Annotated in this window: 13 protein-coding genes; 10 read left to right on the forward strand and 3 right to left on the reverse strand. The window is 70.8% G+C overall.

The genetic code is table 11. From position 1 onward, the window contains the following. Positions 1-5: 5 nt before the first annotated feature. The 6 genes from ACTJKJ_RS10990 (at position 6) to ACTJKJ_RS11015 (ending at position 6,933) form a co-directional block, all read left to right on the forward strand. Positions 6-725, forward strand: a complete 720-nt coding sequence (locus ACTJKJ_RS10990) for a DUF1294 domain-containing protein (RefSeq protein WP_440820450.1) — start codon at positions 6-8, stop codon at positions 723-725. Beyond that, on the forward strand, positions 725-1,243 hold the full coding sequence (locus tag ACTJKJ_RS10995) for a GNAT family N-acetyltransferase (RefSeq protein WP_440820451.1): 519 nt from the start codon (positions 725-727) through the stop codon (positions 1,241-1,243). The genes ACTJKJ_RS10990 and ACTJKJ_RS10995 overlap by 1 nt, the downstream gene beginning before the upstream one ends. Before the next feature lie 22 nt (positions 1,244-1,265). Further along, entirely contained in the window at positions 1,266-2,810 is a 1,545-nt protein-coding gene (locus ACTJKJ_RS11000) for a hypothetical protein (RefSeq protein ID WP_440820452.1), read from the forward strand. Continuing rightward, complete coding sequence (locus ACTJKJ_RS11005) at positions 2,807-3,520, forward strand: hypothetical protein (RefSeq protein WP_254783565.1); 714 nt, start codon at positions 2,807-2,809, stop codon at positions 3,518-3,520. Before ACTJKJ_RS11000 ends, ACTJKJ_RS11005 begins: the two co-directional genes overlap by 4 nt. Next, the gene (locus tag ACTJKJ_RS11010) at positions 3,520-6,339 is read left to right on the forward strand and encodes an ATP-binding protein (RefSeq protein ID WP_440820453.1); all 2,820 of its coding nucleotides are present in this window, start codon (positions 3,520-3,522) and stop codon (positions 6,337-6,339) included. The genes ACTJKJ_RS11005 and ACTJKJ_RS11010 overlap by 1 nt, the downstream gene beginning before the upstream one ends. Positions 6,340-6,579: 240 nt before the next feature. After that, the gene (locus ACTJKJ_RS11015) at positions 6,580-6,933 is read left to right on the forward strand and encodes a DUF1428 domain-containing protein (protein WP_091733130.1); all 354 of its coding nucleotides are present in this window, start codon (positions 6,580-6,582) and stop codon (positions 6,931-6,933) included. Positions 6,934-7,013: 80 nt separating this feature from the next. Here ACTJKJ_RS11015 and ACTJKJ_RS11020 read toward each other — a convergent pair whose 3' ends face one another. Continuing rightward, a complete protein-coding gene (locus ACTJKJ_RS11020) occupies positions 7,014-7,901 on the reverse strand; it encodes a LysR substrate-binding domain-containing protein (RefSeq protein WP_440820454.1) in 888 nt (295 codons plus the stop codon). Between the two features lie 106 nt (positions 7,902-8,007). Between ACTJKJ_RS11020 and ACTJKJ_RS11025 the strand changes: the two genes are divergently transcribed. The 4 genes from ACTJKJ_RS11025 to ACTJKJ_RS11040 all read left to right on the forward strand — a co-directional run bounded on the left by ACTJKJ_RS11025 (position 8,008) and on the right by ACTJKJ_RS11040 (position 10,562). Continuing rightward, a complete protein-coding gene (locus tag ACTJKJ_RS11025; RefSeq protein WP_440820455.1) occupies positions 8,008-8,424 on the forward strand; it encodes a nuclear transport factor 2 family protein in 417 nt (138 codons plus the stop codon). 54 nt (positions 8,425-8,478) lie between these two features. Next, a complete protein-coding gene (locus ACTJKJ_RS11030) occupies positions 8,479-9,720 on the forward strand; it encodes an NAD(P)/FAD-dependent oxidoreductase (protein ID WP_440820456.1) in 1,242 nt (413 codons plus the stop codon). 241 nt (positions 9,721-9,961) lie between these two features. After that, the gene (locus tag ACTJKJ_RS11035) at positions 9,962-10,261 is read left to right on the forward strand and encodes a type II toxin-antitoxin system RelE/ParE family toxin (RefSeq protein ID WP_440820457.1); all 300 of its coding nucleotides are present in this window, start codon (positions 9,962-9,964) and stop codon (positions 10,259-10,261) included. After that, positions 10,242-10,562: a helix-turn-helix domain-containing protein gene (locus ACTJKJ_RS11040; RefSeq protein ID WP_183492057.1), complete on the forward strand. Its 321-nt coding sequence runs from the start codon at positions 10,242-10,244 to the stop codon at positions 10,560-10,562. The genes ACTJKJ_RS11035 and ACTJKJ_RS11040 overlap by 20 nt, the downstream gene beginning before the upstream one ends. Positions 10,563-10,633: 71 nt before the next feature. Here the strand turns inward: ACTJKJ_RS11040 and ACTJKJ_RS11045 are convergent, their stop codons facing one another. Further along, complete coding sequence (locus ACTJKJ_RS11045) at positions 10,634-11,404, reverse strand: ABC transporter ATP-binding protein (RefSeq protein WP_091733154.1); 771 nt, start codon at positions 11,402-11,404, stop codon at positions 10,634-10,636. Continuing rightward, positions 11,404-12,531: a succinylglutamate desuccinylase gene (locus ACTJKJ_RS11050; RefSeq protein ID WP_440820458.1), complete on the reverse strand. Its 1,128-nt coding sequence runs from the start codon at positions 12,529-12,531 to the stop codon at positions 11,404-11,406. Before ACTJKJ_RS11050 ends, ACTJKJ_RS11045 begins: the two co-directional genes overlap by 1 nt. Positions 12,532-12,607: the final 76 nt, after the last annotated feature.

Raw genomic sequence — 12,607 nt, forward strand, 5'->3', positions numbered from 1 at the left:
GAGGGATGCGCGTCGAGGGTCGGATCGTCCAGTGGGATGACGCGAAGGGCTACGGCTTCATCGCGCCGTCCGACGGCGGCCCGAAGCGCTTCGTGCACATCAGCGCCTTCGGCCTGCGCGCCCGCCGGCCCTTCGTCGGCGAACGCGTGAGCTACCAGCCCGGCGCCGACGCGCAGGGCAAGCCCCGCGCGCTCGAGGTCAGGAGCCTCGAGCCCAAGCCGGCCCCCGCCGGCCCGGCGCCACGCCCGGGCGGCGCGGCCCGGCCGCGCGACCGGTCGCAGCCGCTGCGCGGCTCGGCCCCATCCCCCAGCAAATCCGCCGACACCGGTACCTCGCTCTGGCTGGTACCGGGATTTGCCACGCTGGTGCTGCTCACGCACCTGGCCTGGCCGCTGCCGCGCGGGCTGTGGGGCACCTACGTCGCGATGAGCTTCGCGACCTTCATCGTCTATGCGCTGGACAAGCGCGCCGCCCGGCTGGGCCAGTGGCGCGTCAAGGAGTCCACGCTGCATGGGCTCGCGCTGTTGTGCGGCTGGCCCGGCGCGCTGCTGGCCCAGCACCTGCTTCGCCACAAGAGCGCCAAGCCGGGCTTCCGGCGGGTGTTCTGGTTGAGCGTCGCGCTCAACATCCTGGCCTTCGTTTGTCTCTTCACGCCGCTGCTGTCGCCTTTCTTCTCGGGGATCTCCGACCACTGGAACGCGCGATCGGCCGGCGACTTCGTTTGATGCTGCAGTTGAAAGTGATCGGCACGGCGGACCTTCCCGCCGTGCTCGCCTTGCAGGCCCAGTGTTATGGGCCCGAGTTCCTGGAAAGCGCCGAGGCCTTCGAGGCCAAGCTGCGCGCGGCCCGCCATCTGCATTGCTCCTACCTGGCCGTGGAGGCCGGTGAGCCGCTGGCCTATGTCGTCAGCCTGCCGGTGGACGACGGGCAGCTGCCGGCCCTGGATGCGCAGGAGGTCGTGCCGGCGCGCGCGCCGCGCACGCTGTACCTGCACGACCTGGCGGTGTCACCGGCGGGGCGCTCGCGGCAACTGGGCCGCAAGCTGCTGCGGCAGGTGGTGAACCGCGCGCAGGACATGGGCCTGGCGCAGATCGCGCTGGTGGCGGTGCAGGGCTCGCGCGAGTACTGGCAGCGCCAGGGCTTCGCCGCCGCGGACGCGCCTTCGGGCTCCGCGCTGGCGCAGAAACTGGCCAGCTTCGGCCCCGGGGCGACCCTGATGCGAAGGGCGCTCGGACCCGTCTGAGGGGGCGCGATAATCCCGCCCCATGACCCTGACCCCGGGAGGCGCGGACGACGCTCTGCGCGACGATCTCCCCGAACCCTCTTTCGAAGACCATTTCCGCGAAGGCCAGCTCCCGCAGGACTCCCTCCTGTGGTGGCAGCTGGAACGCAACGAGGCCCTGCTGGCCGCGCAGCGCGCGCTCTTCCATGGCCCGTCCACGCTGGTGCGGCTGCGCGTCTGGGTGTTCATCGAGCTGATGAGCCTGCCGCACTCGCGGCTCTCGCGCGACGACCTGAACCGCCATTTCCACCTGCTGCGCGACGAGGCGCTGGAGCTGGTGCTCAAGCGCCTGCGCGACGCGCAGCTGCTGGCCTGGGACGCGTCCAACCAGCAGTACGGCGTGACGCCGCTGGCACAGCAGCTGATGGCGATGGTCTCGCCCCTGACGCAGGGCCAGGCGGCCGACGAGGACGGCGACCTGGCCGGCCTGCTCGCCAACGTGGCCGGCGCACAGCAGCTCGGCACGCTGGAGCCGGCGCAGCTGCAGCATCTGCTGGCGCAGCTCTCGCGGCTCTACAACGAGTTCGCCGACGCGATCGCCTCGGGCTCCGAGTTCCACCTGCGCCGCGCGCGCATGCGCTTCGAGCGGGCGCTCAAGCTGGTCGAGCGCGCCAGCGAGGCGCTGTCCGCGATCATCCGGCAGGCCGAGAACGACGGGAACGCACGCCTGGAGCGCCTGGCGCGCGAGCTCGGCCTGGCGCAGGCGCGGCTGCTGGCGATGGCCAGCCAGTTCAACCGCGCGCTGCAACAGGCCGACCGCCAGCGGGTGACGCTGGGCTCCACCGGCATCACGACGACCGACGTGCGGCGCTGGCTGCAGGAGGTCCCGTTCCTGGAAAACCTGGCGCTGGGCGCGCTGTCGCGGTCGGTGCATCCGGTCTTCGTCGCGCAGCATGAACTGCTGGACGGCTGCGAGGCCGAGTTCGAGCGCGACCGCCCGGTGCCGCCCACGCCCGAGCCGCTGCCCAGCGGCCTGGCCGCGCCACCGGGCGAGCTGGCCGTGATGAGCCTGCCGCCCGAGATGGGCCAGCTGCAGGCGCTGCTGGGCCGCTGGAGCGGCGACAGCGTGCAGCTCAACGACCTGCGGCCGGCGGTGCTGGGTGGCAGCTACGCGCGCGCGGCCTACCGCGCGCAGTTGCTGCCGCTGCTGGGCGACCCGCAGGCGCAGCATCTGGCCGGCGCGACCGGCGACATGGCGCGCCAGCCCTGGCGGGTGCGCTGGTCCGCCGCGCAAGGCGAGATCGACGACGAATACGTCCGCTGGATGAGCCAGGGTGTGCTGCACTCGACGGAGGTCGAGCCGCCGGCCGAGCCCGAGCCCGAACCCAAGTGGCGCCCGCCCGAGGAAACGCCCAGGCGCGGCCGCCGCAAGGCCGCGGTCGCCGGCACCGAGAGCGCTGCGGCCGGTGCTGCCGCCGAGGCGGCCGGCACCGTCGCCGGCGCCGCCGACGCCACCAGCGCCACTAGCGCCATACCCGAACCTGCCGTCGACGCCAGCGTCGACGCCGAACCGCCTTCCCAGTCATGAGCAATCAACTCGACGACGCCGCCCAACTGGCGGCTCAACTGCTGGCGCGCCGCTGGCTGCCGCGCAACCAGCCGCTGGTGCGCCGCGCGCTGATCGACCAGGAGCTCTGGCGCGCCGTCAACGAGCGCGTGGCCGCCGTCGGCCTGCGCGTGGTGGACAACGTCTACGCCGACCACATCACGCTGGCGATGCTGCGCCCGGCCGAGGTGGCCGTGTTCGGCGAGACCGGGCTGGCCTCCAACAACAACCTGGACCTGCCGCGCGACGGCGTGGCGCTGCTGGTGGTGGTGTGGGCGCTGATCGTGCTGCCCAAGCGCCAGCGACAGCTCGCGCGCGCCGAGGAGGCCGCCGAAGGGCAGGGCGAGATGTTCGCCAAGGACAAGCCGCTGCCCAGCGCCGCGAGCAGCGCGCCGACGCTGTCCTACCGCAGCCTGCTGGCCGACTTCGGCAACCAGCTGGGCAAGAAGATGCGGCTGGACGCCAACCTCAAGCTGCTGGAGCGCCAGGGCTTCATCACCCGCAAGGGTGAGGACATCTGCGAGGGCCCGCTGCTGGACCTGCTGCTGGACTACGACACGCTCGCGCCGCGCATCCTGGACGGCGCGCTGGCCGACGTGCTGGCGCGCAGCACCGACGCCGAATCCGGCCCGATGCTGAATGCCATCCTGGCCGCCCGCCACAACGAAGAATCCGACCTGAGCGACGCCTGATGTTTCACCTGCAATCCCTGGAACTGCTGCACTGGGACTACTGCCGCCGTGTCTCGATGCCGCTGGACGGCAACATCATCACCATCGCCGGGCCCAATGGCTCGGGCAAGACCACGCTGCTCGACGCGATGCGGACGCTGCTGGGGCTGGAGTGCTCCGGCGGCCGGACCTACAAGACCTACGCCCGCCATGCCAACGCCGAGCACGCCTGGCTGCGCGCGCTGGTGGACAACCGCCCGCGCGGCCGCCAGAACAGCAGCCGGCCGTTCGCGAGCTCGCTGCTGTACGCGGACCAGGTGACGCTGGCCTGCCGCATCTCGCGCCAGGGCGGCGACTGGGTGCGCCGCTACATCCTGGTCGACGGCGTGCATGAGATCGAGGAGCTCGACACCAAGGCCGACAAGGACTGGCTGGGCATCGAAGCCTGGAAGAAGCGCCTGGAGGCCGCCGGCCTGACGCGCGCGATCGGCCGCGTGCTGGCGCTGGAGCAGGGCCAGACGGACCGCCTGTGCGAGCTCTCCCCCAAGGAGCTGCTGCGCCTGGTGTTCGAGGTCTTCGGCGACCAGGAAGTGCTGGACCGCTACGAGCTGGCGCGCAACCACCAGCAGCAGCTGGTCAAGGAAGTCGAGCAGGCGCAGCACGAGCTGTCGCACGCGCAGGCGCAGCTGTCCGACCTGTCCAACCGCGTCAACAGCTACCAGCAGTACCAGCTGCGGCTCAAGGAGCGCGAGCGCCTGGCCACCGAGGTCGTGCCGGTGCTGCAGTGGAGCGAGCAGCGCCAGCGCACCGCGCAGCAGCTGCGCGAGCTGCACCGGCAGCGGCTGTTCGCGCGCTCCGACGAGCGCGGCATCAGCGACAAGCGCGCGCAGCTGCTGGCGCTGTTCAAGGCGCAGGAGGCGGCCAGGGACAAGCTGGCCGACCTGGAGCAGCAGCGCAAGGAAGCGCGCCAGGCCTTCGAGGCGGCGCGCGACGGCGAGCGCCCGATGGAGCAGCTCGCCAAGCGCGAGGACGACCTGAAGGCGTTGGCCGCGGTCGAGACCGATGGCGCCGCGCTGACGGCCAAGCTCGAGGAACTGGGCACGCGCCAGCATCAGCTGCGCGAGAGCTTCACGCGCCAGAACGACCAGCAGCGCAAGGCGCAGCAGGCGATGGACGAGCTGACCGGGCACCGCGTGCCGCCGCCGCCGTCGGAGGTCACGCGTTTTCGCAAGGCGCTGGACGAAGCCGGCATCGCGCACCACGTGCTGGCCGACGCGATCGACATCGCCGACGACGCGTGGCGCGCCGCGGCCGAAGGTTTCCTGCGGCCGTCGCGCTGGGTGGTGGTGCTCGCGCGCTCGAGCGACGAGGGCCAGGCCTACCGCATCGCCTCGCGCGAACGCTACCGGCATTACGTCGTCGCCGACGGCGAGCATGCGCCCGCGGTGAGCCCGAAGGACAGCCTGCTGTCCGTGCTGAAGTTCAACGCCAAGGCGCCGGGCTGGCTACTGCGGCAGCTGGCCTCGATCCGCTGCGTCGCCGACACCGAGAAGGGCGCCCAGGCCGGCGGCGAGTGGATCACCACCGAGGCCTACTACCGCGATGGCCGCGGCGGCCGCAGCCTGTGGGTCGAGCCGCGCGAGTACCAATTCGGCGACTCCGCGCTCGATGCGCGCCGCGCCTCGCTGGACAAGGAGCTGACGCGCTACGACCTGGAGCTGTCCAAGCTCGCCAAGGAGCAGCTCGAGATCGAGCGCCAGCTCAAGGACGCGCAGCGCGCGGCGCAGGGCCACAAGGCGGCGCAGGAGCTGGTGGAGCGGGCCGAGGAATTCGCCGAGGCGCGCGCGCGGCTGCCCGGGCTGCGCCAGTCGCGCATCGAGGCGGCGACGCGCATGGCCGCGCTGGACCAGGAGCACGACCGGACGGTGGCCGCGGCCACCCGCACCGAGCGCGACTACGAGTCCGCCCAGGCCAGCCTCAAGGCCAGCGAGGACAACGTGCTGCGCGCCGAGCGCGACTGGGCCGGCAAGCGCGACGACCTGATCGCCACCGCCCGTGCCTCGCGCGAGGCGCGGGCGAAGTTCCCCGCCGCGTGGGTGCATCCGATGCGGCTGCAGGCGCTGCGCGACGAGTTCGAGAACGCCAAGCAGGCGGAGATCGCCTCGCGCCACGTGCAGCAGGAGCTGGACACCGGCGTGTGGGAGACCGATGCCGGCGTGCAGGAGCGCCATGCGCGGATGCAGGTCGCGGTGCTGGAGCAGACCACGCAGCTGGACGACCGCCGCGCGAGCAACGAGATGGCGCGCATCGCCGCGTTCAACGCGCGCGAGCGCTACATCGACGTGCTGCGCGCGACGGTGCGGCGCTACAAGAAGAATGTGCAGGAGCTGGGCGAGCTTGCCGGCGTGCATGCGCAGGCCGAGCTGCCGCACCTGGACAACGACGACACGGTGCTGGCGCAGGCCGGGCTGCACGTGAAGTTCAACTTCGACGGCAAGGGCGAGGTGGGCCTGAACGACGGCGAGGCCTCGGGCGGGCAGCAGGTGCTCAAGAGCCTGATCCTGCTGGTGGGGCTGATGAAGGACGACGACGCGCCTGGCGGCTTCGTCTTCATCGACGAGCCCTTCGCCCACCTGGACGTGCGCAACATCCAGCTGGTGGGCCACTTCCTGAAGAGCACGCGCGCGCAGTACCTGCTGACGACGCCGATCACGCACAACGTCGAGGTCTTCGAGCCCTCGGAGATCACGCTGGTGACCAGCAAGAAGCCGCGCGGCGAGCGCTGGGCGCCGCCGATCGCGGTGCTGGCGCGGCGGCCGGAGAAGTCGGTCTACGGCTGAGCGCGCGGGCGCGTCGGGCGACGCGGACCGGCCTGTCGACCACGACGGGGCCGGGCGTCCCGATTGCCCGCGCTGCGGCGTGTCGACGCGCGCCCGCGCGGCGCATGGCGGCATTTCCCCTTCCATGGAGGGGCGGAGGCACCCGATCCGGCCATGCGCGCCGAGGATGTCGATCTCGCGCGCCGCCGTTCGTCGTGCAGGACGTGGCCGTGAGCCGCGTGATCAACCGGAGTGACCGCAATGAACTACGTGGATGGTTATGTGATCGCCGTGCCCACCGCCAAGCGCGAGGCCTATCGCCAGCTGGCGCAGGAGGCCTCGGCGGTGTTCAAGGACCACGGCGCGCTGCAGGTCGTGGAGTGCTGGGGCGACGACGTGCCCGAGGGCAAGGTGACCTCGTTCCCGATGGCGGTGCAGCGCAAGCCCGACGAGACGGTGGTCTTCTCCTGGATCGTCTGGCCGTCGCGCCAGGTGCGCGACGAGGGCATGAAGAAGTCGATGGAGGACCCGCGCATGAACCACGACCCGGCGAGCATGCCGTTCGACGGCCAGCGCATGATCTTCGGCGGCTTCGAGGTCATCGTCGAGGCTTGAGCACGGGCGTCCGCGCGCCGCCGCGCCGCCTGCCGGGCGCCGCTGGCGCGGGCTCGCGCCTTCTCCGCGACGGGGCCGGATCAGCGCCGGCTCGAGAACTCCTTCGACAGCCAGGCGCGGAGCTCGTTCAGGCCGCGCTTCGATCCGTGCGCCGGCGGCCAGGTGAGGAAGTAGCCGTTCCCCGAGGCTATCTGAGTGCCGAAGGGCGTCACCAGCATGCCGTCCGCCACGAGCTCCTGCAGCATCCGCGGGTCGGCGATGGCCACCCCCTGTCCGCGCATGGCCGCCGACAGGGCCAGGTCCAGGGTGTCGAAGACATGGCCGCTGGCGCCGTCGACGCCCTCGACGCCAGCGCCATCCAACCAGTGTCGCCACTCTCGCCGCTCGGGGCCGGGATGCAGCAGCTCGACCTTGGCCAGGTCGGCGGGCGTCTTCAATCGCGTCGCCATGGCCCGCGAGCACATCGGCGTGAGCCGCTCGCGCATCAGCAGCACCTGGTCGACGTCGGGCCAGCGACCGTGCCCGTGCGCAATGATCGCGTCGACACTGGAGCGCGCGAAGTCCGGCGCGTCGGTCCAGTTGGTGGAGATGCGCAGTTCGAGGTCGGGCAGGGCCTGGCGCAGGCGAGGCAGGCGCGGCAGCAGCCAGCGGGCCGCGAGCGTGGGCGGCACCTGGAGGTTGATCACCGCCGCCTGACGGCGGATCGCCGCGCTCGCCGCGCCGATGCCGGCGAGGGCCTCGCGCACCGCCGCCAGCAGCACGGCGCCCTCGGAGGTCAGTGCGAGGCCTCGGGCCTGCCGCGTGAAGAGCGCGCAGCCGAAATGCGCCTCCAGCGCCAACACCTGCCGGCTCACCGCGCCCTGGGTGAGATGCATCGCGGCCGCAGCCTGCGTGAAGCTGCCCGCCTCCGCGGCAGCGACGAAAGCCTGCAGGTTCTGCAGCGGTGGGAGGGTGGATCGCGGCGTCATCGCCATGATCCTAGTGCATGGCTCGCATGAGAAGCTTTCGCTGGTTAACGAGAGGATTGCTTCGTAGGATCCAGCCAACTTCCTACTGCAGGCATGCGTACCACTCATGAATCAGTACATCTCCGAATCGACGTTGCCGGACGCCGGGAACGTCGCCGTGGTCGAGCGCTACCTCGATCGCCTCGAGGCCTCCGACGTCGAGGGCATCGTGGCCTTGTTCACCGAGGACGCGCAGGTGGTGTCGCCGTTCCTCGGCTGCATGAGCCCGCGGCCCTTCTTCGACAAGGTACGTGACGCCTCGGGGCAGAGCCGAATCGAGGTGCTGGACATCCTGCTCAGCGCCCAGGGCGCATCGCGCGCGATGGCCTACTTCGTGTATCACTGGCAGCTGCGGGACGGCACCGAGGTCCGCTTCGATTGCGTGGATGTCTTCGACTTCAACGAGCAGGGCCGGATCCAGCGCATGACCATCGTGTACGACACCCACCCGGTGCGCGCGCTGGTCGGTGACAAGTACGCCTGAGGCGCATCGAGGAAAAAGCAAGAAGGAAGAAGGAAGAAGAAAGGAGCACGGGCGATGACACGGGAGATCCTGGTCCTGGGCGCCGGCATGATCGGCACCTGCACCGCGCTGGAGCTGAGCTTGCGCGGCCACGCGGTCACGCTGGTGGACCGCCGTCCGCCCGGGCAGGAGACCTCCTTCGGCAATGCTGGCGTGATCCAGCGCGAGGCGGTCGAGCCGTATGCCTTCCCGCGAGACGCGAGATCGTTGCTGTCCGCGGCCCTGGGGCGGGGCCTGGAGGTGCATTACCACCCGCGCGCGCTGCTGGCCGCGCTGCCGCAGCTGTGGCGCTACTGGCGCCACTCCGCCCCTGCGCGACACCAAGCCATCGCGCGCGACTACGCTGCCTTGATCGCTCACGCGACCACCGAGCACGCCCGCTACATCGCGCTGGCCGGCGCCGACGACCTGGTGCGGCGCGACGGACTGCGCCTCGTCTTCCGCACGCCGCGCGCGCTCGACGAGGCCGTGCGCGACGCCGAGCGGGTGCAGCGCGAGCACGGCGTCCGTTTCGTCGCGATGGATGCGGACGCGTTGGCAGCGGCCGAGCCCGATTTCCGGGCGCGCCTGGCCGGCGCCGTGCACTGGCTGCCGTCGTGGAGCGTCGACGATCCGGGAGCACTCGTCGAGCGCTACGCGCAGGCCTTCCTGCAGCGTGGTGGACGCTTCGTGCAGGCCGATGCGATGGCGGCGCGGCCGAGCGCCCATGGCTGGACGCTGGAGACCGATCAGGGCTTGCTGGAAGGCGCGCAGGCCGTGGTCGCGCTGGGGCCTTGGTCCGACCGCTTCGTGCGCGCGCTGGGCTACCGCCTGCCGCTCTTCGTCAAGCGCGGCTACCACCGCCATTACCGCGGTGGCGGACGCGTGACGATGCCGACGCTGGACGCGGAGCGCGGTTATGTACTGGCGCCGCAACGGCGCGGGCTGCGACTGACCACTGGCGCCGAGATCGCCGGCATCGACGCACCGCTCACGCCGCGCCAGCTGACGGGCGCCGAAGTGCAGGCACGCGGGCTGCTCGAGCTGGGGGAGGCGGTGGAGTCCGAGCCCTGGGTCGGCAGCCGACCGTGTAGCGCCGACATGAAGCCCGTCATCGGCCCGGCGCCGAGGCATTCGGGGCTGTGGTTCAACTTCGCGCACGGCCACCAGGGCTTCACGCTCGGCCCCGCCAGCGCGCGGCTGCTCGCGGACCTGATGACGGGAGAGTCGCCGTTCATCGATGCGGCGCCGTTCTCGGCGCGGCGGTTTGGCGGATGAGAGGGCGGCACTCGACAGGCTGAGACCGACGAACGGCGGACGGCGCGCCCGAAGGTGTCCCCCATCGGAAGGCCGTCTTCAGCGTGAGACCTTTGCTGGCGTGGCCTGTCACTGAGTGCGCGTGTCGCAATCCTGCCGGGAGGTTGAATGAGGAGTGCCGTGTTCTTGGTCGATGGATTTCAGCGCTGGATGAGGAAGCAGGCGCTGCGCAGAAGAGGACCTGTGCCGCGCCGTCGCTGAAATGGAACGCGGGCTGATCGATGCAGATCTCGGTAGTGGACTCTTCAAGAAGCGGATCGCACGATCCGGGGCTGGCAAGCGCGGTGGGTATCGCGTGATCGTCGCGACGCGAGGGGATGGCCCCTGGTTCTTCCTCGAGGGTTATGCGAAGAGCAAGCAGGATCAGATCGATACAGCCACCTGGGATGCATGCCGCGCGATCGGGCAGGCGCTGACGTCCAAATCAGTCCGCGAGCTGTCCGATTCAATCGAGAGCAACAAGCTGAAGGAAGTGAACTGTGATGCGCAAACGCAAGTCTGAAACGATGGAACGCCTGCTTCGGTTGAGCCGCGACCTCCACGGTTGCGGGACCTTCAACGACGAGGACCTGCGCACGATCGAGCGCGTCGGCATGTCAGCGCCGCAACCGCTGCGTGCCGAGGACTTCCGCGCCATCCGCGAGCAGTCGACCTACAGCGTGTACACGCTGGCCCGCATCCTCAATACGACGGCGCGTCAGTTCCGGCGGTGGGAACAGGGGCTTGGCAAGGGACCGCAAGGAGCGGAACTCCGGCTGCTGCGCATGGTGCGTGATCGCGGGCTCGCCGCCGTGTTTCCATGAACGACGGCCCGGGCAAGCCCGGGCCGTTCGCTTGTTTGTGGCTCGGCGCATCCGGGCGCCGGCAGGCGGACCTATTTCAATCCACCGCTCAGGAACGCCTTCAGGCGCTCGCTCTGCGGTTTGATCAGGACCTCGCGCGGGTCACCTTGCTCCTCCACGCGGCCCTGGTGCAGGAACATCGTGTGCGAGGACACCTCGCGCGCGAAGCCCATCTCGTGCGTGACGACGATCATCGTGCGGCCTTCCGCGGCGAGGTCGCGCATCACCTTCAGCACCTCGCCCACCAGCTCCGGGTCCAGGGCTGAGGTCGGCTCGTCGAAGAGCATCACCTCCGGCTCCACCGCCAGCGCGCGGGCGATCGCCACGCGCTGCTGCTCGCCACCGGAGAGCTGCGCCGGGTAGACGTCCTTGCGGTGCGACACGCCCACTCGCGCCAGCAGCGCTTCCGCCTTCTCGATCGCCTCGGCCCGGGACTGCTTCAGCACATGCACCGGCGCCTCGATGACGTTCTCCAGCACCGTGCGGTGACCCCACAGGTTGAAGTTCTGGAACACCATCGCCAGCCGCGCGCGCCAGCGCTGCAGCTGCGCGGCGTCGCCGGCCTTGAAGCTGCCGTCGCGGTCGCGCACCAGCTTCAATTGCTCGTCGCCCAGGCGGAGCGTGCCCTCGTAGGGCTGCTCCAGCAGGTTGAGGCAGCGCAGGAAGGTGCTCTTGCCCGAGCCGCTGGACCCGATCAGCGTGATCACGTCGCCCGGTTTCGCGGCGAGGCTCACGCCCTTGAGGACTTCGCGATCGCCGTAGCGCTTATGGAGGTTGTCGACAACAAGACTGGCCGCGGACATCAACGGGCTCCCAACAGTTTTCCGGTGCGGGTCGCCTCGCGGCCCGCGACTTTCGCCACACGCGCCCCGGCCGTGACCAGGCGCAGCGTGTCGCGTGCAAACAGCAGCCCGTCCACCGGGCTCTTCAGGTCGGTGACCTGGGCGGTGATGGGGTCGATGACCTGCGCGATCACGTCGCCGGCCTTGACCTCCGCGCCGACCTCCCGCAGGAAGGTCAGCACCCCACCCACCGGCGAGGGGATCGGCATCGAGCCGGCCAGCGGCCGTGCGTCGCCGACCGGCACCGGCACCGGCGGCACCGCGCCGTCCGCGGCGATCACGCCGCGGTGGATCAGGAAGTCGACGATCGCCTGCGCGTCCTTGGCGGCCAGTTCATGGCTGACGTCCTGCTGGCCGCGCAGCTCCACCGTCACCGACAGCGTCGCCTGCGGAATCGGGAAGCGATCCCCGAAATGCCGGGCCCACTTCCACCAGACCTGCGAGCAGGCTTCGTCGAAGGGGTTGTCGCCGGAGTCCGTCGCCAGCAGCGTCACCGCCGCGCCCAGGTAGGCCGCCAGCGGCTCGCACTGCGGCCAGCACGGCGTCTCGGTGTAGAGGTGCATCATCGCCTGCGCGTCGCAGTGCAGGTCCAGCACCACGTCGGCGTCGCAGGCCAGCAGCATCAGCGTCTTGCGCAGCGCCTTGAGCTCGGTGTCGGCGCTCCCGGCCTGGATCTCGGTCCGCAGCGCGGCGCGCAGCACCGCCACGTTGTGCGCCGCGTCGGCCCCCAGACGAGGCTCGGCATGGCGCGCGGCGGCCTCGATGTGCTCGGGGTAGTGGCGGTTGAAGTTCTCGCCGGACAGGCCCTCGAAGCGGCCCAGATGCGATTGCAGCCACCACTGGGACATCCCGATCGGGTTGGCCATGGGCACCAGCACGATCTCGCCGCGCAGCCGCCCGGCCGCCTCGAGCGCGTCGAAGTGGCGGCGCAGGTGCCAGGCGGTCAGCATGCCGGGCAGTTCGTCGGCATGCAGCGAGGCCTGGATGTAGACCTTCTGGCCCTCGCCGGGGCGGCCGTAGTGCAGCGAGACCAGCTCGCGCTGCGTGCCCGGGGTGGGGCTCGGAAGCGGATGTTGTCGGAGTTGCATCGGAGTGGGGTGGCGGCGCGGGCCGCGGGGAGGCGGCGCGCTGGAAATGGGGAAGCGGGGCGGGGGCGGGGCGAGA

It is taken from the genome of Roseateles sp. 22389, assembly GCF_052044995.1.
Taxonomy (GTDB): Bacteria; Pseudomonadota; Gammaproteobacteria; order Burkholderiales; family Burkholderiaceae_C; genus Roseateles.